This is a genomic window from Leucobacter sp. GX24907 (genome assembly GCF_053567335.1).
On record NZ_JBSGPD010000001.1, the window covers coordinates 222,198 to 242,437 of the forward strand.

Annotated in this window: 17 protein-coding genes; 7 read left to right on the top strand and 10 right to left on the bottom strand. The window is 67.3% G+C overall.

What is annotated here, in order from left to right; all coding sequences use genetic code 11:
- Positions 1-12: 12 nt before the first annotated feature.
- Together ACUYV6_RS01160 and ACUYV6_RS01165 are read left to right on the top strand one after the other, a co-directional pair.
- Positions 13-2,073, top strand: a complete 2,061-nt coding sequence (locus ACUYV6_RS01160) for an FAD/NAD(P)-binding protein (protein WP_449276814.1) — start codon at positions 13-15, stop codon at positions 2,071-2,073.
- A 10-nt stretch (positions 2,074-2,083) separates the two neighbouring features.
- Entirely contained in the window at positions 2,084-3,109 is a 1,026-nt protein-coding gene (locus tag ACUYV6_RS01165) for an aldo/keto reductase (protein WP_449276815.1), read from the top strand.
- 203 nt (positions 3,110-3,312) lie between these two features.
- Here the strand turns inward: ACUYV6_RS01165 and katG are convergent, their stop codons facing one another.
- Together katG and ACUYV6_RS01175 are read right to left on the bottom strand one after the other, a co-directional pair.
- Positions 3,313-5,502 (bottom strand): catalase/peroxidase HPI, encoded by a 2,190-nt coding sequence (gene katG, locus ACUYV6_RS01170; protein ID WP_449277137.1) that lies wholly within the window; start codon positions 5,500-5,502, stop codon positions 3,313-3,315.
- A gap of 100 nt (positions 5,503-5,602) precedes the next feature.
- Positions 5,603-6,082, bottom strand: a complete 480-nt coding sequence (locus ACUYV6_RS01175) for a Fur family transcriptional regulator (RefSeq protein ID WP_449276816.1) — start codon at positions 6,080-6,082, stop codon at positions 5,603-5,605.
- A gap of 294 nt (positions 6,083-6,376) precedes the next feature.
- Here ACUYV6_RS01175 and ACUYV6_RS01180 point away from each other — a divergent pair, with 294 nt between their 5' ends.
- The gene (locus tag ACUYV6_RS01180; RefSeq protein ID WP_449276817.1) at positions 6,377-7,399 is read left to right on the top strand and encodes an ABC transporter substrate-binding protein; all 1,023 of its coding nucleotides are present in this window, start codon (positions 6,377-6,379) and stop codon (positions 7,397-7,399) included.
- Positions 7,400-7,523: 124 nt separating this feature from the next.
- Positions 7,524-8,480, top strand: coding sequence for an NADP-dependent oxidoreductase (locus tag ACUYV6_RS01185; RefSeq protein WP_449276818.1), 957 nt, complete (start codon positions 7,524-7,526; stop codon positions 8,478-8,480).
- 127 nt (positions 8,481-8,607) lie between these two features.
- On the opposite strand, the gene ACUYV6_RS01190 is transcribed toward ACUYV6_RS01185, so the two are convergent.
- Both ACUYV6_RS01190 and ACUYV6_RS01195 read right to left on the bottom strand, forming a co-directional pair.
- Complete coding sequence (locus ACUYV6_RS01190; RefSeq protein WP_449276819.1) at positions 8,608-9,189, bottom strand: flavin reductase family protein; 582 nt, start codon at positions 9,187-9,189, stop codon at positions 8,608-8,610.
- A complete protein-coding gene (locus ACUYV6_RS01195) occupies positions 9,186-9,698 on the bottom strand; it encodes an NADPH-dependent FMN reductase (protein WP_449276820.1) in 513 nt (170 codons plus the stop codon). Before ACUYV6_RS01195 ends, ACUYV6_RS01190 begins: the two co-directional genes overlap by 4 nt.
- A 249-nt stretch (positions 9,699-9,947) precedes the next feature.
- On the opposite strand from ACUYV6_RS01195, the gene ACUYV6_RS01200 reads away from it, so the two are divergent.
- Entirely contained in the window at positions 9,948-10,946 is a 999-nt protein-coding gene (locus ACUYV6_RS01200) for a transporter substrate-binding domain-containing protein (RefSeq protein ID WP_449276821.1), read from the top strand.
- Here ACUYV6_RS01200 and ACUYV6_RS01205 read toward each other — a convergent pair.
- The 4 genes from ACUYV6_RS01205 to ACUYV6_RS01220 form a co-directional block, all read right to left on the bottom strand.
- Positions 10,932-11,726, bottom strand: coding sequence for a DUF1684 domain-containing protein (locus tag ACUYV6_RS01205; protein ID WP_449276822.1), 795 nt, complete (start codon positions 11,724-11,726; stop codon positions 10,932-10,934). The two genes, ACUYV6_RS01200 and ACUYV6_RS01205, sit on opposite strands and share 15 nt — an antisense overlap.
- A 121-nt stretch (positions 11,727-11,847) precedes the next feature.
- A complete protein-coding gene (locus ACUYV6_RS01210) occupies positions 11,848-13,011 on the bottom strand; it encodes a cation diffusion facilitator family transporter (RefSeq protein WP_449276823.1) in 1,164 nt (387 codons plus the stop codon).
- 21 nt (positions 13,012-13,032) lie between these two features.
- Entirely contained in the window at positions 13,033-15,408 is a 2,376-nt protein-coding gene (locus ACUYV6_RS01215) for a heavy metal translocating P-type ATPase (protein ID WP_449276824.1), read from the bottom strand.
- A gap of 72 nt (positions 15,409-15,480) precedes the next feature.
- Positions 15,481-15,693 carry a heavy-metal-associated domain-containing protein gene (locus ACUYV6_RS01220; protein WP_449276825.1) on the bottom strand — a complete coding sequence of 71 codons (213 nt, stop codon included), beginning with the start codon at positions 15,691-15,693 and terminating at the stop codon, positions 15,481-15,483.
- Between the two features lie 165 nt (positions 15,694-15,858).
- Between ACUYV6_RS01220 and ACUYV6_RS01225 the strand changes: the two genes are divergently transcribed.
- The gene (locus ACUYV6_RS01225) at positions 15,859-16,836 is read left to right on the top strand and encodes a DUF4349 domain-containing protein (protein WP_449276826.1); all 978 of its coding nucleotides are present in this window, start codon (positions 15,859-15,861) and stop codon (positions 16,834-16,836) included.
- Positions 16,837-16,929: 93 nt separating this feature from the next.
- On the opposite strand, the gene ACUYV6_RS01230 is transcribed toward ACUYV6_RS01225, so the two are convergent.
- Together ACUYV6_RS01230 and ACUYV6_RS01235 are read right to left on the bottom strand one after the other, a co-directional pair.
- On the bottom strand, positions 16,930-17,379 hold the full coding sequence (locus ACUYV6_RS01230; RefSeq protein ID WP_449276827.1) for a YdeI/OmpD-associated family protein: 450 nt from the start codon (positions 17,377-17,379) through the stop codon (positions 16,930-16,932).
- Positions 17,380-17,427: 48 nt separating this feature from the next.
- Positions 17,428-18,957: an amidase gene (locus ACUYV6_RS01235; protein ID WP_449276828.1), complete on the bottom strand. Its 1,530-nt coding sequence runs from the start codon at positions 18,955-18,957 to the stop codon at positions 17,428-17,430.
- Between the two features lie 123 nt (positions 18,958-19,080).
- On the opposite strand from ACUYV6_RS01235, the gene ACUYV6_RS01240 reads away from it, so the two are divergent.
- Positions 19,081-20,220, top strand: a complete 1,140-nt coding sequence (locus ACUYV6_RS01240; RefSeq protein WP_449276829.1) for a metal ABC transporter substrate-binding protein — start codon at positions 19,081-19,083, stop codon at positions 20,218-20,220.
- The last annotated feature ends 20 nt before the right edge of the window (positions 20,221-20,240 follow it).

Sequence of the window (20,240 nt, forward strand, 5' to 3'; positions counted from 1 at the left end):
CAGGAGAACCGAGTGGCAGAGGATCGCGGCTCCGCCGTCCGCATCGTCTCTATCGGCGCGGGCCCCGCAGCCGTCATGATCCTGGAGCGGATCGTCGCGATCCACGCCCGCGATACGCCGGATCTCGAACTCGACGTCATACTCATCGACCCGCATGAACCCGGTGGTGGCCGCATCTGGCGCCGCAGCCAGTCGCCGTTGCTGAAGCTCAACTCCATGATGCGAGACGTCGCCGTGTTCACCGATGCCTCCTGCGAGTTGTACGGTCCCGTCGAGCCCGGTCCCTCGTTATGGGAATGGGTCGAACGAGTGCGGGGCGGCGACATCGCCCGCCCCGACTGGTGGGATGAGCTGCTGGAGCGCGAGATCGAGGTCGCGACGGGGGAGTCCTTCCCGACTCGACGACTGAACAACGCCTACATGGCCTGGATGTTCGAGGAGGTCTTGGATCGTGCCGCGCCGTCGCTCAAGGCGAGATGGCTGCGCGATTCCGCAATCGCCGTGGAGCACTCGGGGCCCGGCCATGAGGTGCGGCTCGCATCGGGAAGTGCGGTCGAGGCCGACATCGTCATACACGCGGTGGGACACAACGGATCGGATCCTTCGGGAGAGTCGATCGCGCTCACCGACTTCGCCGAGCGCCACGGGCTCGGGTACGTCGCCCCCGCCTTCACCGCCGACATCGACTACGAGTGGTTGCCCGCGGGTGCCGACGTCATCGTGCGCGGTATGGGGCTCGCCGCCGTCGACCTAGTCGTCATGCTGACCGAGGGTCGCGGAGGCCGGCACGTGCTGCAGGGCGATGGCTCGCTCCGCTATATTCCGAGCGGTCGAGAGCCGATCTTGCATCTCGGATCTCGGCGAGGCGTTCCCTATCGATCGAAGATCACGAGCCGACTCGTCGGTGATCCGGTGCACCTGGAGTACCTCGGGCAAGGCTTCCACGAGCGCGTTGGCGATGCGGAAGGCAGCCTGGACTTCGAACGAGACGTGTGGCCTCTGGTCGTCGCCGAGCTCACCACCGGCTTCTACCGTGAGCTGTTCACCGGTCACCCGGAGCGGGTACTTGCGGAGTGGCCGACGTTCTCCGCGGAGCTGCGAACGGTGCTCACCCGGCCTGAGGGCTTCCGCTCGCGCGAATTCTTCGAGCTCGTGCAGCGATCTGTGCCGAACCCTGACGACCGCTTCGACATCGATTCCTTCGATCGACCGCTCGCCGGTGATCCGTGGGGAGATCTCGGTGCGCATGTAGATGCGGGGTTGCACGCAGTGCCGCGGACCGAGTCTCGGGCCGAGGGCGAACTCCGGCCTGAGCAGGTCGATCGACGAGTGCGTGAGCACATCGCGATGGATCTGCGCCACCGAACGACACAGGAGCACAGTGCGACGCAGGGTCTCTTCATGACCATGCTGTTCTCGTACCTCTCGATCGCTGAAGTGCGGCCGGAGGCCTGGAACGCGCGCAGTCGCACCTGGGCGCTGCCGAGGCGCTGGCTCACCTTCTTCAGCTATCTCGCGAGTGGCCCGCCCGGCCATCGACTCGAGGAGTTTCTTGCGCTCTCAGAGGCGGGGGTACTGAGCTTTCTCGGCGGCGACCTCGAGCTCGAGGCCGACGAGGAGACCGGACGTTTCACCGCAACGGGCCGCGTGGCGACACCGGAAGGGCCGGTACGCAGCAGCGTGACGACCGAGCTGCTGATCGACGCCTGGCTGCCCCCGGCGACCGCGGCGACGAGCGATAACCCGCTCTTGCGCCAGCTCATCACCGGAGGACACGCTCGCGAACTGGCGGTCGTCGACGATGAGCACTCGGGCAGCACGGGACAGATCGTGGTGGCGCCGGGCGGCAAGCTCCCGGGCACCCACCGGCAGTTCGCGCTGGGCCCGTTCACGTCCACCGCGACGAGCGGGGCCTTCACCCGCCCTGGCCTGAACTCTCTGCCGTTCCGCCGCCACGATCGCTTCGCGCGCGAGGTGCTCGAATCTGCCCGTGAGGTGCGCGACGAGCGGGTCGCAGATGTGCTCGTGGAGCTCGATGAACGTACCGAGCGCGTTCGAACGTCGTATCGCTAGTCTCGACAGCATGACAACTCACACGACAGCGATCCCCGCTTCACTCGACGACCGCATCGATCTCGGGGCCGGAGTGCTCGTGCCACCGCAGGGCTACGGGGCGATGTCGTTGACTGACGCGTACGGCGCGATCGATGATGACACCGCGCTGCGCACGCTGACGCACGCGGTCGATGCCGGTGTCACCTTCATCGACACGGCCAATATTTACGGCGATGGACGCAGTGAGCGCATCATCTCGAACCTGCTGCGCACGCGGCGTGAGGAGATCCAGCTCGCGACGAAGGTCGGGATCGTCCCCGCCGGTGCGCCAGGAAAACGAACGGCCTCGAACCGACCCGAGCACATTCGCGAGCAGATCGACCTGAGCCTGGCTCGGCTCGGCACCGACCACGTCGACCTGTACTATCTCCACCGCATCGATCCGAAGGTTCCTCTCGAGGAATCAGTGGGCACGCTCGCCGAGCTCGTCGCTGCAGGCAAGGTGCGCACCATCGGCCTGTCGGAGGCGACCGGCGACGAGTTGCGCAGAGCGTCGGCCGTGCACCCGATCGCAGCGGTGCAGTCGGAGTGGAGCATCGTCAGCCGCGATGTCGAAACCGGTGTCGTGCCCGCTGCCAGCGAGCTCGGGATCGCCTTCGTCGCCTACTCCCCGCTCGGGCGCCAGTGGCTCACGGGCCGCTTCGACCCGTCGTCGTTGGGTGAAGACGATACCCGCCAGGTCTTCCCGCGTTTTGCTCCTGAGGCGCTGCGCGCGAATGAGCCGCTGCTGCAGGAAGTGCTCGCGGTGGCGAAGGAAGCCGAGGTCACGCCCGCACGTCTCGCGCTCGCGTGGCTCTACGGGAAGGGCGCCGAACTCGGCCTTCCGGTCATCACGATTCCCGGGACCCGCTTCGCGGAGCACGTCGATGAGAACGTCACCGGGGTGGGGTACTCACTCGCCCCTCAGCATGCGCGGCGCCTTGATGCGCTCGCCGTGCAGATCACGGGTGCTCGCAGCTTCGATCGAGTCTGGATCTCATCCGCGCGGGAGTAGCGCTGGCACACTGAGGCGGTCCACTGAAGTCGGGACTACCGAAGCTGGACCCACTTGAGCAGGTTCGCCCAGGCAGGGCGTGCTTCAGAACGGCACAGTGAGATCAGCCTAGAGACGGATCGGGGCCCGGATCATGATGATCCGGGCCCCGATCCGTCGTGCGTGAGGGGTTCACCCCTCACGACACTGACACTGTCGAGCGACTACCGCGTGTCGAAGCGGTCGAGGTTCGTCACCTTGACCCACGCATCCACGAAGTCGTCGACGAACTGGTCGGCGGCGTCATCGCTGGCGTATACCTCGGCGACGGCGCGCAGCTCGCTGTTCGAGCCGAAGACCAGGTCGGCGCGAGTACCGGTCCACTTGCGCTCTTCAGTGGCCTCGTCGAGGCCCTCGAAGAGACGCTCACCGTCGATCGCGCGCCAACGGGTGTTCAGGTCGAGCAGGTTCACGAAGAAGTCGTTCGTGAGCACGCCCGGACGGTCCGTGAGCACACCGTGCGACGATCCGTCCCAGTTGGTGCCGAGCACGCGCAGGCCGCCGAGCAGCACCGTCATCTCGGGAGCCGAGAGTGTGAGCAGGTTCGCGCGGTCGATGAGCAGGTATTCCGCGGGACGTCCGAGAGCACGCGAGCTCTCGTAGTTGCGGAACCCATCAGCGGGCGGGTTGAGGAACTCGAACTGCTCGATGTCGGTCTGCTCCTGCGACGCATCGGTGCGGCCCGGCGTGAACGGGATCGACACCGCGTGGCCCGCGGCGGCCGCGGCCTGCTTCACGCCCACGTTGCCGGCGAGCACGGTGAGATCGGCGATCGAGACCTTCTTGCCCGAGGCCTCGTTCGCGACGTCGAACTCGGCCTTGATGTCGTCGAGCACACCGAGCACGCGAGCGAGCTGGGCGGGGTTGTTGACCTCCCAGTTGCGCTGCGGCTCGAGACGGATGCGACCGCCGTTCGCGCCGCCGCGCTTATCACTGCCGCGGTAGGTCGAGGTCGCAGCCCAGCCGGTCGAGACGAGCTCGGCGACGGTCAGGCCGGAGTCGACGATCTTCTGCTCAAGGGCCGCGATGTCGGCGGCGTCGATCAGCTCGTAGTCGCGAGCGGGCACCGGATCCTGCCAGATGAGATCTTCTTCGGGAACCTCGGGTCCGAGGTAACGCGACTTCGGACCGAGGTCGCGGTGCGTCAGCTTGAACCATGCGCGGGCGTACGCATCCTGGAACGCCTGGTGGTCGTTCTTGAAGCGCAGCGAGATCTCGCGGTAGATCGGGTCTTCACGCAGTGCGATGTCGGTCGTGAGCATGCGGGGCTCGCGACGACCCTTGAAGTCGGCCTCGGGCACCATGTCGCTGCCGCCGCCGTCGATCGGGCGCCAGTGGTGGTGACCGCCGGGGCCGGTCACCTTCTCCCACTCGTACGCGAAGAGGATGTGGAAGAACTCGTTGTCCCAGCGGGTCGGGTGGTAGGTCCAGGTGACCTCGAGGCCCGAGCCGATCGCATCGACGCCCTTGCCCGACTTGTAGCTGCTCTTCCAGCCGAGACCCTGCTGCTCCATCGGTGCGCCCTCGGGGGAGTCGCCGACGTATTCGTCTTCGGAGGCTGCACCGTGGGTCTTGCCGAAGGTGTGGCCGCCGGCGATCAGCGCGACAGTCTCTTCGTCGTTCATCGCCATGCGAGCGAAGGTCTCGCGAATCTGCGGGGCCGCGGCCAGCGGATCGCCGCTCGCACGGGGACCCTCGGGGTTGACGTAGATGAGGCCCATCATGGTCGCACCGAGCGGCTCGGCGAGGTTCTGCTTGCCGTCTTCGCCGAGGCGGTCTTCGTCGCCGAGCCAGCCCTTCTCCGAGCCCCAGTACACGTCGTCGTCCGGCTCCCAAGCCTCGGGGCGACCGCCGCCGAAGCCGAAGGTGGGCATACCCATCTGCTCGTGCGCGACGTTGCCCGCGAGGATCATGAGGTCGCCCCACGAGAGGGACTTGCCGTACTTCTTCTTGACCGGCCACAGCAGGCGGCGAGCCTTGTCGAGGCCGACGTTGTCGGGCCAGCTGTTCAGCGGGGCGAAGCGCTGCTGGCCGGTGCCGCCGCCGCCGCGCCCGTCGAACACGCGGTAGGTGCCGGCGGAGTGCCAGGCCATGCGGATCATGAGGGGGCCGTAGTTGCCGAAGTCGGCGGGCCACCACGGCTGCGAGGTGGTGAGCAGCTCGGCGATGTCGGCCTTCACCTCGGCGAGGTCGAGTGCTTCGAACGCTGCCTTGTAGTCGAAGTCGGCGCCCTGGGGGTTCGCGACGTCGGGGTTCTTAGCGAGGAGCTTCAGGTTGAGACGGTCGGGCCACCAATCGGTATTGGTGGTCGGGCCGCCGAGCTTGGCCGTACCGGAGGTGGGCGTCGGGCCCATGCCGGAGTGGTCGACCGGGCACTTGCTGGCTTCAGACAATGCCTGTTCCTTTCGTCGGGGTGAGGGGTATGAGGAGTGGTAAGTGTGTGGTGCCGGGGTCTCAGGACGCCTGCTGGATCGGCGCGTGCGACTCCGCAGTTTGTGCCGCGTCGCAGTCGGAGCAGATGCCGCTGAAGGTGACAGCCGCCTCGACGATCCGCATGCCATGCGTGTCACCGGGGGTGAGGCAGGGCGCCGAGCCGACCGCGCAGGGCACGTCTTCGATGCGGTGGCAGACGATGCACTGCACGTGGTGGTGATTGTCGCCGATCCGCGTCTCGTAGAGTGCGCTGCTCGTGCCGGGCAGGTCGATGCGGCGGAGAATGCCGCACGATGTGAGGTCGTGCACGATGTTGTGCACCGACTGGGTCGAGAGCGAAGGAAGTTCGTCGGCGAGTGCGGTGTGGATCTCGGCGGCAGAGCTGTGCGGATGCTCTTCGAGGTAGCCGAGGGTCGCGACACGGCCGGAGGTGACGCGCAGCCCGTGCGCACGCAGGCGCTCGCCGCGAGATGCGGGGGAGGCGGTTCTGCGTTCGTGCACGCGATGAGTCTAGCTTATTTTGAGTCATTCAAACAAAGAATTCATGCGCTGTTCGCGACGAGCGATGTGCGGACATGATGTGTGATCGGGTGGCGTGCGATGGGGTGGTGCGGATCACGATCCGGTGCCGCCTCGACCCCGAATCGGTCTGACCAGGCCCCATGCCGCCCTGTCGAGGCCCCCGATACGCACGTTTCTTTCGTTGTGTTGCAGCGCAACTGTAGAAACCGGCTCCTCTCAGCATAAGCTCTGCTCATGTCTCCCATAACTTCAAATGAAAAGGATGCCACACTCATGACGATTCGACAGCCGCGCCCAGGCGCTTCTGCAACAGCACGCGCGCCCCGTACGATCGCTCTCGCAACAGCGGCCGTCGGTCTCATGGTGCTCGCCGCGTGCAGTTCACCTTCCGGTGCGGTCACGGACGCGCCAGACGCGGCATCGACGTCGGAGACGACCTTCGATCTCACCTCGGCGAACGTCGATGATCGGGTGCGTATCGATCCGGTACCGGAGGCGATCGCGGCGCTCGAGCAGAGCGGCTTCGCGCCCGTGCAAGACGGCAAGTTCACCGTCGCGCATTCCGCCTATGAGCCTCCGCTCAGCTTCCTCGCCGAAGACGATAACCGTACGCTGCTCGGCGTGGAGCCCGACATTGCGCAGCTCGTCGCAGACGGACTCGACCTCGAGCTCGCGTCTGAGAACGTCGCCTGGGCCGACTGGCCGCTCGGCGTGGAGTCCGGAAAGTACGATGCGGTCGTCTCCAACGTCACCGTGACCGAGGAGCGCAAGGACCTCTTCGACTTCGCCGTGCACCGCAATGACGTGCTCGCGTTCTCGGTTGCCGCGGACAGCGACATCGAACAGATCGAGAGCTCGAAGGATATTGCCGGTCTGCGGGTCATCGTCGGGAGCGGCACGAACCAGGAGAAGATTCTGCTCGATTGGATCGCGGAGAACGAAGAGCAGGGCCTCGAGCCGGCTGAACCGGTCTACTTCGATGACAACGCTGCCGCGAACCTCGCGGTCGTGTCCGGTCGTGCAGACGTCTTCCTGGGGCCGAACCCGACCGCTGCATACCGGGTCGCGACCCTCGGCGAGACGAAGATCGTCGGCACGCTCAACGGCGGCTTCCCCGAGACCGCGCAGATCGGCGTGACGACGGCGAAGGACAACGGCCTGATCGAGGCGGTGTCCATCGTGCTGAACCACGCGATCGAAAGCGGGGATTATGCGAAGGTGCTCGAGCGTTGGGATCTGAGTGAGGAGTCCGTCGAGGAAGCGCTCGTGAACCCGCCCGGCCTCCCGCGCGAGTGACTGCGGAGCGACAGTGACTGCGGAACGACAGTGACCACGGAACGGCGGTGACTGCGGAGCGGCGGGAGCTGACTCGCTCAGATGTTGAAAGACGTGAAGCGCTGAAAGAAATGAGGATCGGAATATGACACGCACCGTCCAGTTCACCCAGAACGGCGACATTGATCAGCTCGGGATCGCAGAGGTCGATGCCCCGGAGCCCGCGGCGGGCCAGATCCGCATCGGCGTCCGTTACGCGGGCCTCAACCCGGTCGACTGGAAGATTCTGCGCGGCGGCTTCGGCGCCGTGCAGGGGGTCTCGGGCAACGGCACCGACTTCTCGGGCGTCGTCGAGGCCGTCGGTTCGGGGGTCTCGACCTTCGCGCCGGGTGACCTCGTCTTCGGTGGGCACCCGAATGGTGCCCAGGCCGAGCACATCGTGGTGGAGGCGGACTCAGGGCAACTGCATCGGGTCCCGGCGGGTCTCGGTCTCGAAACGGCCGGAGGCCTCTTCATCACCGGGCGCACGGCTGTATCCGGGGTTCGTGCGCTCGCGGTGCAGCCCGGCGAGACCGTCTTCGTCTCCGGTGCGACCGGGGGAGTCGGCATTCTCGCCGCGCAGATCGCGCGTCTCCTGGGCGCGCGCGTGCTCGGTGCGGTCGGCGAGCACAATGAACCGGTGCTGCGCAGTCTCGGCATCGAGCCGGTGCGATACGGGCCGGGGCTCGAGGAGCGCTTGCGCGAAGCGGCTCCCGAGGGCATCGCCGCAGCGTATTCGACGCAGGGGGAGGACGAGTTGGATCTGCTCGCCCGACTCGGGGTTCCGCTCGGGCGCACGAACTCGATCGGCGCCGGGCGGCAGGTGGCCGAACGGGGTGTCAGCATCGAAGGCACCGGCACGGCGCGACCCGACGACCTGGACCTGTTGGCCCGCGCCATTGCGCACGGCGCGATCCAGGCTCCGACGGCGCGCATCTTCGCGTTCGATGAGGTGCACGAGGCCTACCGTTTCCTGCGGGAGGATCACCCCGTCGGCAAGGTGCTGCTCAGTGTCGGCGCGGCCGATCTGGCCGATGAGGATCGCGCGGCGCTCCGCGGCTGAACCTGCGTCGGCACTGACAGTTTCTGGCGCCGACCGCATAAGGAATCCCCGCCCTCTTCAGAGGGCGGGGATTCCTGCGTGTTCGATGGTCGCCCGTCAGACGGAGAGTCATCCGACCGGCACGGCCTCAGATCATGTACTCGAGCTCGCGGTAGGCGCCGCGGTGGAACACGAGCGGCTCCCGATCCGAGTGGGTCTGCAGCCCGCCGACCCGCACCAGGTAGATGAGGTGGTCGCCGGCTTCGATCTCGCGCTCGATGTCTCCGGCGACCCAGCCGGCGACACCGTCGATGACGGGCGCCTGGTTCCACTCGGCGGGAGCCCAGTCGACGCCCTGCCACTTGTCGGTGCCCGAGCGTGCGAACTGTGCACTGAGGTGCTGCTGCTCGCGGCTGAGGAAGTTGACGACGACGCGCCCGTGATCGCGCACCGCGGCGAGGCTGCGCGAGGTGCGTGCGATGGAGAACGAGATCAGCGGAGGATCGATCGAGACGCTGTAGAAGGACTGGCAGGTGAAGCCGACCGGCTCGCCTTCCGGGCCGCGCGTCGTGATGATCGTGACGCCCGAGGGGAAGGCGCCCATCACGTCTCGGTAGTACCTCGGGTCGAACTCGACGATCCGTGCTTCGGTCGCAGAATCGACCGTCGTTTCACTCGCCTCCGTCTCCCGGGCGGAGGCGTGCTCTGCCTCGATGCAGCTCTGGCTCATGCTTGCCCCTTTCCTGCGCCGATGAGCGCGTCGCCCTGCTGCTCGATCCATTCGTCGAGGATCGCTGCGCGACGATCGAACTTCGGCGTCTCGAACGAGAGGCCGCGAGTCGGCACGCGTGCGCCGAGTTCAACGAGCAGCGGACGCAGGGTGAATTCGACGGCGAGTGCGTGGTCGGGTGCTCCGATCGTGAAGACGGGCACGGCCGAGACGCCGGTGAGGCCGTTCGACGGGTAGCGGTCGAGGAACGACTTGAGCAGCCCCGTGTAACTCGCCTTGTATGTCGGGGTCGCGAAGATCGCGTAGTCGGCTGCGGCGACCTGGGCGCCGATCGCATCGAGCGATTCGGAGGGCCAGCGGAAGAGCTCATCTGCGTGCTCGATGAGATCGATCGTCGGCAGCTGCTGTGCTCCGGTGAGTCGTGCGATCCGTTCGCCGAGCTCCTCCGCGAGTTCGCGGGTGCGAGACCGGGGCTTGGGGTTGCCGACGATGACGGCGAGTTCGGGCACGGGTGCTCCTTCGGATGGGCTCGTGGGCGTGTTGCCCTGTGCGGGCCCGATTGGCGGGCGGTAACGAGCGATCCGCGGGTGGGTGTCGCGGTTGCGGGCGCGGGTCTTATCCGTGCCACTGCCTGCCAGCGTAGAGCCGTGGAGTGAGATGGGCGATCCCTGACGAAACAAAATGCAATGGGAGTCATGCGGTTACGCAATATTTCGTGATGGCGTGCGGGTCGAGCGTGGAATGCATAACCTCCTGGCATGTCTTGCATAACAAATAAGAAGCAATTCAGGGCCGCAGCGCTACTCACCGCAGCGGGTCTCGGCCTCCTGACCGCGTGCAGCTCGGGCCCCGCAGTACCCGAAGACACTTCCGCGTCTGCTGCGACCGAGAGCCCGTTCGATCTCACGTCGGCGAACGTCGACACCCGCCCCTCGATCGAGGCCGTGCCCGAGGCGGTTGACGCGCTGGAGGAGAGCGGCTTCGAGCCGATTCAGGAGGGCAAGCTGACGGTCGCGCTCATCGGGGCGGGTGGGCCGCCGACCGGCTTCTTAGCCGAGGACGACGCCGAGACTCTGCTCGGCAGCGATGCCGATTTCGCGTCGCTGATCGCGGAGGGCCTCGATCTTGAGTACGCGCCCGAGAATGTCGCCTGGGCGGACTGGCCCCTGGGGGTGGAATCGGGCAAGTACGACCTGGTGCTCGCGAACGTCGGTGTCACCGAAGAGCGAAAGGATCTCTTCGACTTCGCGACCTATCGCGATGCGGTCATGGCGTTCAGCGTCGCGTCTGACAGCGAGGTCGAGTCGATCGACGGCCCGGAAGACGTCGCGGGTCTCAAGGTCATCGTCGGGAGCGGTACGAACCAGGAGGCGTTCTTGCTCGACTGGTTCGACCAGCTCGAAGAGCAGGGCCTCGAACCCGGTGAGCCGGTGTATTACGAAGACACCGCTGCGGGGCTGCTCGCGCTCACCTCTGGTCGAGCCGACGCCAACATCGAGCCGTACTCGATGGCCGCATTCCGCGAAGCGACCTTTGGCGAGACCCGTATCGTCGGCAGCTTCAACAGCGCCTGGCCGGTGAACGGCCAGGTCGGCACGGCCACCGCGAAGGGCAACGGTCTCATCGAGCCCGTACAGATCGTGCTGAACGACCTCATCGAGACCGGTGTCTACGACGAGGTGCTCGAGCGTTGGGGGCAGGGGGCCGAGTCGATCGATGAGTCGCTGATCAATCCGCCCGGTCTACCGCGGCCGTAGTTCTCCGGCTTCGATGCGCACGGGCAGGCGGTTCTCAGTCGGAGGGAAGGGGCAGGTCGCACTCGCCGAGTAGGCGCAGGGCGGGTTCGTGGTGCGGTTGAAGTCGATCACCACGGTGCCGTCGTCGGCCCGGATGGCCGGCACGAAGCGTGCCGCCGGGTAGCTGAGGTCTGCCGCCGTCGCATCCGAGAAGATCGCGAGCAGTTCTCGGGCGTCGGTCTCGCCGAACAGGGTCAGCGAGACCTCCTGTCCGTCGACCTCGAACTGGGCGCTGCCGGGGGAGTCGTAGCGGTGTCGCAGGCCGTCGGCCGCTGAGTCCACCTCGATTCCCGGGCGGATTCCTGGGGTGTAGCGTGCCGTCACGACCCAGGCGGGGTCTGGCGGGAAGGTGGGGGTGCCCCGGTAGTGCGTGCGGTCGCGGGATTCCGGATCGCGCGGGCGCAGGGCCACCCGGTCGCCGCGGCGCGCGAGCTCGATGCGCTTCGCGCCCCAGCCGAGCGTGGTGGCCGCGGTGCCGGTGAGCGGGCCGACGGTGACCTCGCCGAGCGCGGGTGAGCCATCGATCGTGATGCCGTCTTTGCTCACGAACCACGCCGTCACGCGTCCGCCGGGGTCCGCTGACCATTGGCCGGGGAGGTCGGGGAAGGTTTGGGGTTCTGCTGTGAGCCAGTGCAGGGCGGTGACGCTGAGTGGTCCGTGGGGTGCTGCGCGCTGCGTCTCGACGTGCGCGTGCCAGGCGGCGTGCGCGTCGGCGAATGACAGGGGTGCGGTGTGCTGCATGGGTTCCTCCAGGGATCGAGTACTCCCAGCCTCTCAAGTGCCGCAATACTTATGGGAAATATTGCATAAGGTTAATGGTGGCGACGTGTCGACGTGGCGTCTCGATGCGTTTGCGCGCGGCTCAGGCGTGCACGTGCGGGCTGGAGCCACGGTGGCCCCGAGGCTCCAGCTGCAGAGTCGCATGCCCGGTGTCGAAGTGCTCGAGCAGGCAACGGTGGAGCTCGTCGAGGATCAGGTGCGATCCCTGTCCGTCCCAAGCCTCATCGGTGAGCGTGACGTGCGCCGACATGGCGGGCACTCCCGAGGTGATGGTCCAGACGTGCAGGTCGTGCACCTCGATCACTCCGGCCACCGTGAGCATGTGCTGCCGCATCTCGTCGACATCGGTGCCCGGAGGAGACGCCTCGAGCAGCACGTCGATGACTTCGCGGAGCAGACTGTATGCGCGCGGGGCGATCATCGCGGCGATGAGCAGCGATGCGAGCTGGTCGACGGCATTCCACCCGGTCAGCATGATGATCAGGCCCGCGATGATTACGGCGACCGAGCCGAGCAGATCGCCGAGTACCTCGAGGTAGGCACCGCGTACGTTGAGGCTTTCGCGCTGCCCGGATCGCAGGATGAGCAGGGACACCAGGTTCGCGACCGCACCGATCACGGCCGCGATGAGCATGGGCCCCGAGTGAACCTCGACCTCGGTGCCGAAGCGCTGGATCGCCTGCACGAAGATCACCACGGCGATCACGCCGAGCACCATGCCGTTGGCGAGCGCCGCCAAGATCTCGATGCGGAGGTACCCGTAAGTCCGTTTCGACGTGGCCGGCAGCGTGGCGATCAGGCTCGCGATGAGCGCGATCCCGACGCCGGTCGCGTCGGTGAGCATGTGCCCCGCGTCGGCGAGCAGTGAGAGGGAATTCGAGATGATCGCGCCGACGACCTGCACGCCGAAGATGCCGAGAGTAATCGAGAGGACGATGATGAGGCGCCGCCGGTGCTTCGCAGTTCCTGTGACAGGGGCGCTATCGGCGCGCGCGTGAGGCCCACGCCCGTCCGACCCGTCCCCGGTATGCCCGTGAGAGTGCGAGTGCCCGGACGAGGCGCCGGAGCTCGCCGGGCGTGCAGGGTGATCGGCGCTGAACGCCGGCGTGCAGTGACGTTCGCGATCCTGACGTTCGCGATCCTGACCGTCGCCCACGTCGCCCACGTCGCCCGCACCGTTGTTCGCGCCCCCACCGAGGCCATCACGGGAGTTGCCACCCGTGTTCCCACCCGTGCCGCCGCTCATGCCGCCGACCATAACAACTCCCTACTCGGCCACGCCGGTGAAGCCGCGCAGCCGCAGCGAGTTGCCGACGACGAAGACGCTCGAGAACGCCATCGCCGCACCCGCGAGCATGGGGTTCAACAGGCCGAGAGCGGCGAGCGGGATGGCCGCCACGTTGTAGGCGAACGCCCAGAACAGGTTGCCCTTGATGGTCGCCAGAGTGCGCCGGGAGAGGCGTATCGCGTCAGCCGCGCTGCGCAGATCGCCACGCACCAGGGTGATGTCGGCGGCTTCGATGGCGGCGTCTGTTCCGGATCCCATCGCGAGCCCCAGGTCGGCCTGGGCGAGTGCTGCGGCGTCGTTCACGCCGTCACCGACCATGGCGACCACGCGACCCTCCGCCTGCAGACGCTTGATCTCGTCGACCTTCTCGCCGGGGAGCACACCGGCGATCACGTGCTCGGAGGCGATGCCGACCTCTTGTGCGACCTGGTCTGCGACGGCTCGGTTGTCGCCCGTGAGCAGCACGGGAGCGAGGCCGAGCCGCGCGAGGTGCCGGATCGCCTCCGCACTCGTCTCCTTCACGGTGTCGGCGACTGCGACGAGGCCGCGGGCCTCGCCGTCCCAAGCAACAAGCACGACGGTCTTGCCCGCGTGCTCCAGACGCGCCTGCTCTGCTGCGAGCGCCGGATCGACGGGGATGCCCCAGTCGGCGAGGAGGCTCGGTCGGCCGACCTGCACCGCGCGACCGCGCCCATCGAGCACGACGCTACCGACGACGCCCGTGCCCGCAACGTTCTCGAACGACTCGACGGTCGGGAGGGTGTCGCCGATCTCGGCAGCGGCACCGCGCGCGATTGCCTGGGCGATCGGGTGCTCGGAGGCGCCCTCGACTGCGCCGACGAGTCGCAGGAACTCTTCGCGGTCGACGTGCGGCAGCGGCAGCGCTTCGACCAGAGTCATGCGCCCGGTGGTGACGGTTCCTGTCTTGTCGAGCACGATGGTGTCGACGCGACGCGTGGATTCGAGGATCTCCGGGCCCTTGATCAGAATGCCGAGCTGCGCACCGCGGCCCGTGCCGACGAGCAGCGCCGTCGGCGTGGCCAAGCCGAGCGCGCAGGGGCAGGCGATGATGAGTACCGCGACGGCGGCCGTGAAGGCGGACGCGGCGGATCCTCCCAGCGCGAACCAGGTGATGAGTGTGGCGATGGCGATGACGATGACGATCGGCACGAAGACGCCTGAGATGCGGTCGGCGAGGCGCTGCACCTCGGCCTTGCCCGACTGCGCGTCTTCGACCATCTGCGCCATCTGCGCGAGCTGCGTGTCGGCGCCGACCCGGGTTGCCCGCACGACGATGCGACCGCTCTCGCTGACCGTGCCGCCGGTGACGGCATCTCCGGGGTATGCGCCGACCGGCACCGATTCGCCCGTGAGCATCGATGCGTCGATCGCCGTCGACCCCTCCTCGATCACGCCGTCGGTTGCAACCTTCTCGCCCGGGCGGACGACGAAGCGGTCGCCGACCTGCAGCTCTTCGACGGGGATGCGGATTTCGGAGGGGGATCCGGATCCGGTCTGGTGGCTGGATCCCCACCCTACCCCTGCGCCCGAAGCACCGGCGCTGTCATCGCCGCCGCGCAGCACCGCGACATCTTTCGCGCCGATCTCGAGCAGGGCGCGCAGTGCCGCGCCGGCCTGCCGCTTGGATCGCTTCTCGAAGTAGCGGCCCGCGAGCAGGAACATCGTCACGCCCGCACCGACCTCGAGGTAGATGTTGCCCGCGCCATCGTGCGGGTGCACGGTGAACTCGAAGGCGTGGGTCATGCCGGGCTCGCCGGCGGTGCCGAGGAAGAGTGCGTAGAGCGACCACAGGAAGGCGGCACTCGTGCCGACGGAGACCAGGGTGTCCATGGTGGCAGCTCCGTGCCGCAGGTTCACCCAGGCGGCGCGGTGGAACGGCCAGGCGCCCCACACGATCACCGGGGCGGCGAGCGCGAGCGACGCCCACTGCCAGTATGTGAACTGGAGCGCTGGAATCATCGCCAGCGCGATGACCGGCACCGAAAGGACAATGGAACCGATGAGCCGCTGCCGCAGGGCAGTCAGTTCGGGATCGCGTGCGTCTGCAGAGGCACCGTCGTGCTCGTCCGAGCCCTTGGCTTCACCATTGGCTCCGGGCGCTGGGGCGGGTGTCTTCGGTGCTGGCAGGGTCGCTCCGTAGCCGGCCTTCTCGACCTCCTCGATCAGCCGCTCAGGGGCGATGCCCTCAGGGGCGCGAACCCGCGCCTTCTCCGTCGCGTAGTTGACGGTGGCCTCTACGCCGTCGAGCTTGTTGAGCCGCTTCTCGATGCGGTTCGCGCACGACGCACAGGTCATCCCGGTGACAGCGAGTTCGATGTCGGTGGCGGTGCTCATGCGGGCTCCTCGGGGTCGGTCTCGGTCTGTTGCGGGCCGGTGGCGCGGGTGTGTGCGGCGGTAGGCGCGGGGCTATGCGCGGGCGGCCGAGTAGCCGGCCTCGTCGACAGCGGCGATGATCGCGGCGTCATCTGCCGGTTCGCCTGCGGTGGTGACGACGAGGCGGTTGTCGGCGGCACTCACTTCGATGGCAGTCACCCCGGCGACCTGCTCCACTTCTTCGCGGACGTGTTTCTCGCAGTTGCCGCAGGTCATTCCGGTCACGGTGTACTGGGTGGTGGCCATGCCGGTCCTTTCGTCGTGCTGGGGTGTTCGTCTGCGAGACTATACCCATGGGGGGTATATCGCAAGGTGCGGATCGGGCACCGTCGAGTCACGATTCGGCCACACCCAGGGAAGTTGCAGGACTCCCAGGGCGAACCCCGCCTCGCGCCGTCTATGGTGGGCGCCATGAGCGAGACGACCCGGCGAACAGGTAGATCCCTTCTCATGCTGGCTGCGGCGGCACTCCTGGTGGTGCCGCTCGCCGCGTGCACCGCATCGGACTCCGCGAGGCTTGACGCCGGCGGTCGCACCGGTTCCGAGTTCGGTGCGACTGAAGGGTCGGCGCCCGGCGATTCCGCGGAAAGCCGCGCCGACGAATCCACGAGCGACGGTGCGTCGGCGAACGCCGAGCAGGCCCTGATTCGCACGGGGTACGTCTCGATCGAGGTGGGGGATCCGGCTGAAGCAGCCAAGTCCACCGCAGAGATCGCAGAGCGACTCGATGGGCAGGTGGAATCGCAGAGCGTGTCGCGCGCAAATGCCGGAGATGCGGCGCGCGCTCAGCTGACGCTGCGAGTTCCTGCCGAACGCTTCGACGATGCGATCGAGGAGCTCTCCGAGGTTGGCGATGTGATCTCGCAGGAAGCATCAGCAGTCGATGTGACGGCCGAGTACGTCGATCTGCAGGCGCGTGTGCACGCGTTGGAGGCCTCCGTCGAGCGCCTGACCGAACTCATGTCGGGCTCCGCCTCGACGGGTGAGCTCATCGAGGCCGAGAGCGCCCTCTCGCAGCGACAGCAGGAGCTCGACGGATTGCAGGCGCAACTCGACGCCCTCGAAGGGCAGGTCGATCTCGCGACCATCGAGGTCTCACTGAGCTCCGAGGCTGTGATTCCGGGAGGCGGGCCGTCGAACTTCTGGGAAGGACTCGTCGCGGGCTTCCAGTCGCTCTTGGGCGCAGGATCCGGCGCCTTGGTCGTGCTCGGCCTGCTGCTGCCGTGGTTGATCGTGGCAGGAGTGATCGCACTCGTCGTGATCGCTATCGTGCGACGGGCGACCAGGCGGCGCAGGCGACGCTCTGCGCCTGTCGCCGCGCAAGGGCAGGTAGGGGACGGCGCAGCGACGGCTCCCGAAGAGCAGTACCCGGAACCTTCCGCGCCCTGATGCGCCCCGATGCGCCAGGGAGGCGCTGATGGCACGCGCGTGAGTGCGGTGCGCGGTGTGGTGCGGTGCAATCTTCGGTTCGGCCCGGCGAGGTCAGTCCTGCGACTGGCGCAACCGGTCGAGCACCGTAGCGATGCGACGCGCGCGTGTCTCGGGGCGCTTGGCTTCCTCCACCGACCGCGCACTCTCCTTTCGGCGTGAGGGAGGAAGTCGATCGAATGCCTGCCGCAACGATGGCTCGGCGTCGAGCGCCGCGGCGAGATCTTCGGGTAGGTCGACGACGCGTTCAGCCAGGTCGAGCTCGATGCTCGCCTCAATTGCATCGCCGATCTCGACGCCCAGTTCTGCCCGTGCAGCTTTCGACAGCCCGATGAGGTTCTTACCGCCCATGACGGCGAGCCGCAATCTCGCGGTGCGTTCGCCGACGGTCACTGTCACGGCCGCGCGTTTGCCTCCGCCGAGTTGCGCGACTTGCTCGTCGTCGAGTTCGATCGCGGTCGCCGGCCCTTGCGGCTCAAGGATTGTTCGCACTTCGATGCTCATGCGCCCAGTATCCTCCTGTTGTCCCTCGATGGTAAGGATCGGGCGCCCTCAGCTCATCAGCTGGGCGGCGAGCTGCAGCAGCAGCGGCTCAGATCCTGTGCGCCCGATGAGCTGCACGCCCATCGACAGCCCTGTGCCGGCTTCGCTCCGGGGTTCGGCTGGGCCTCGTGTGCCGGATGAAACCCGGGTGTCGGCTGGAACCCGTGCGGCAACCTCGGGAATCCGCAGAATCGGCACTGCGATCGCAGGCAGCCCCGCCACATTCACCATCGAGGTGTACGGAGCCCACTCGCACTGCAGGCGATAGTCATCGTCAGGGCTCAGCGCCAGGAACGCGCCGACGCGCGGTGCCGGGAACGCGAGACCCGGGGTCAGTACGACGTCGTAGCGGCCCCACTGCCTCCGCATGTCTGCGGCGATGCCGTGGATCCGCTTCGCCGCCTCTCGATGCACCGTTTCGCCACGAGCGAGTGCACGCTCCCGGAACTCGCGGGTGAGTGGCGCCAGGCGATCCTCAGCCCCGCTCTCGAGCTCCAGCAGTGAGAGGCCTGCCGTCCAGACGGTCGTGAACGTCTCGGGGTAGCGGGGGTCGTAACGGATCTGGGCCTCATCCACCCGGTGTCCGTGCTGCTCGAGCAGTTCCGCGGCGCGCTCGAACGCCCGCCGTGACTCGGGGTGCAGGCTGATCGCGTAGGTGCCGTCGAACGGAGACGCGTCGCAGAAGCCGATCCGGAGCTTTCGGAGCCGATCCGCCGACGCAACAGCCTCAAGCGCCGATGCCGTGCTGTGGTGCGCTGTGCCGGGTGGCTCGGTGTCATGCTGGTCGATTCCGTGCTGGTTCAGCCCGCGCTGGGCGTCGTAGAGCAGTGCGGCGTCCTCCGCCGAGCGGGCGATCGGGCCCGTCACGGTGAGGCGCGGCGCACCGAACGCGTCTGTTCTGCCCCGGGCCGAGTCGCTCGGCACCGCGCCGAAGCGGGGCTTCAACCCGATGAGCCCGCACGCGAAGGCGGGGATGCGGATCGACCCGCCTCCATCACTCCCCGGTGCGACGGGCAGGATCCCGCTCGCCACGGCCGCGGCCGATCCGCCTGAGGAGCCTCCTGCCGTGCGGCTCGGGTCGAGCGGGTTGCGTGCCGGAGCAGCGATGAGGTTCTCCGAATAGCCGGTGAGTCCGAACTCGGGAACCTGCGTCTTGCCGATCGAGAGGGCCCCTGCCGAACGCAGCTGCGCCGCGCCTGGATCGTCGCGCTCGGCGAGTGCATGCGGAACCGCAGCGCTGCCGTGGGTCGTGGGGTGGCCGGCGACGTCGACGAGATCCTTGTGCGCGATGGGGAGTCCGAGCAGGGCGGTGCCGGTGCCGGGTAGTTCGGCTGTGCCTGTGGCTTTGGCCTCGCGAGCCCGACGGAGTGCGTCATCGGCGCGTTCGGCCTCGGCGAGCGCGCGATCCTCGGCAAGATGGGTGAACGCCCCGAGATCCTGCTGATCTCGCGCTCGCCGCAGCGCGCCTTGCACGGCCTCGACCGCTGTCGTCTCGCCCGAGCGCAGTGCATCGCGCAGCTCGAGGGCCCCGATCGGCATCACACGTACCAGCCTATGGGGAAGCGCATGCGCGCCGGGACCAAGCGCTGCGCGACCTTGATTTTGCGAATGGTTCTCAAGGTCACCTATAGTGATACTCGTTCTCAACTAGGAAGTTCACTTATGACGCACGCACTTCACCTCCGTTCCCGCTCTCTGACCGGCCTCGCGCTCGCCGCCGGCGCCGCTCTCGCGCTGAGCTCCTGCGCCGGAACGGGAGGCGATTCCGGAAGCGATGGCACGCTCAAGGTCGTCGCCACCACGACGCAACTCAATGATTTCGCCGGCCAGGTCGGCGGTGACGACATCGAACTCACCGGCTTGCTGCCCGCGGGAGGGTCGGCGCACCACTTCGATCCCAGCCCTGCCGATCTGCTCGCACTCGGCGAGGCCGATGTGCTCATCGTCAACGGAGTCGGGCTCGAGACCTTCGTCGACAGCGCGGTCGAGTCCTCCGGATTCGACGGCGAGATCATCGACGCGAGCGAGGGCATCGATCTCGAAGAAGCCGAGGAGATCACCTCGGAGGCGGAAGCCGGTGAGCCGGACGACCACGCTGAGCACGATCACGATCACGCTGATGACGAGCATGCTCATGACGAGCACGAGCACGAGCACGCAGACGACCATGACCACGCCGACGCAGATCATGCCGAGGAGCACGACGAGCACGATCATGATCACGGCCCAGTGAATCCGCACATCTGGACGGCCCCCCGCCTCGCCGAGGGAATGGTCACCGAGATCGCTGCGGGCCTGTCTGCTGCGGACGAGTCCAATGCCGCGGAGTTCGAGCGCCGCACCGACGAGTACATCGCGCAGCTCGACGAGCTCGATAGCTGGATCTCGGCGCAGTACGAGGCCGTGCCCGCCGAAGAGCGGGTGCTCGTGAGCGGGCACGATTCCCTCCGCTACTACCTGCACGATTACGGTATCGAGTTCGCGGGGTCGATCCTGCCGAGCTTCGAAGACAATGCGGAGCCGAGTGCGGCAGAGATCGATGAGCTGGTCGCGGCGATCAAGGATCGCGGCGTGAAGGCGGTCTTCGTCGAGTCGTCGATGAACCCCAAGCAGGCCGAGACCATCGCCACGCAGGCCGGTGTCGAGGTGGTCGATGCCGAGACGCTCTACGCCGATTCCCTCGGTGCCGAGGACTCTGACGGGGCGGACTACATCGGTGCGACGATCCATAACACGCGCCTGATTCTCGAGGCCTGGGGGCACACTCCCGACGACGTGCCCGCAGATCTCGCGGGGGAGTGACCCTTCCTGGCGCGGTAGGC

Excerpts from the sequence above, each read along its gene's own strand:
- ACUYV6_RS01165 (WP_449276815.1), top strand. The coding sequence starts at position 2,084 with ATGACAACTCACACGACAGCGATCCCCGCTTCACTCGACGACCGCATC.
- katG (WP_449277137.1), bottom strand. The coding sequence starts at position 5,502 with ATGGGCCCGACGCCCACCTCCGGTACGGCCAAGCTCGGCGGCCCGACC.
- ACUYV6_RS01180 (WP_449276817.1), top strand. The coding sequence starts at position 6,377 with ATGACGATTCGACAGCCGCGCCCAGGCGCTTCTGCAACAGCACGCGCG.
- ACUYV6_RS01185 (WP_449276818.1), top strand. The coding sequence starts at position 7,524 with ATGACACGCACCGTCCAGTTCACCCAGAACGGCGACATTGATCAGCTC.
- ACUYV6_RS01190 (WP_449276819.1), bottom strand. The coding sequence starts at position 9,189 with ATGAGCCAGAGCTGCATCGAGGCAGAGCACGCCTCCGCCCGGGAGACG.
- ACUYV6_RS01200 (WP_449276821.1), top strand. The coding sequence starts at position 9,948 with ATGTCTTGCATAACAAATAAGAAGCAATTCAGGGCCGCAGCGCTACTC.
- ACUYV6_RS01205 (WP_449276822.1), bottom strand. The coding sequence starts at position 11,726 with ATGCAGCACACCGCACCCCTGTCATTCGCCGACGCGCACGCCGCCTGG.
- ACUYV6_RS01210 (WP_449276823.1), bottom strand. The coding sequence starts at position 13,011 with ATGAGCGGCGGCACGGGTGGGAACACGGGTGGCAACTCCCGTGATGGC.
- ACUYV6_RS01215 (WP_449276824.1), bottom strand. The coding sequence starts at position 15,408 with ATGAGCACCGCCACCGACATCGAACTCGCTGTCACCGGGATGACCTGT.
- ACUYV6_RS01220 (WP_449276825.1), bottom strand. The coding sequence starts at position 15,693 with ATGGCCACCACCCAGTACACCGTGACCGGAATGACCTGCGGCAACTGC.
- ACUYV6_RS01225 (WP_449276826.1), top strand. The coding sequence starts at position 15,859 with ATGAGCGAGACGACCCGGCGAACAGGTAGATCCCTTCTCATGCTGGCT.
- ACUYV6_RS01230 (WP_449276827.1), bottom strand. The coding sequence starts at position 17,379 with ATGAGCATCGAAGTGCGAACAATCCTTGAGCCGCAAGGGCCGGCGACC.
- ACUYV6_RS01235 (WP_449276828.1), bottom strand. The coding sequence starts at position 18,957 with ATGCCGATCGGGGCCCTCGAGCTGCGCGATGCACTGCGCTCGGGCGAG.
- ACUYV6_RS01240 (WP_449276829.1), top strand. The coding sequence starts at position 19,081 with ATGACGCACGCACTTCACCTCCGTTCCCGCTCTCTGACCGGCCTCGCG.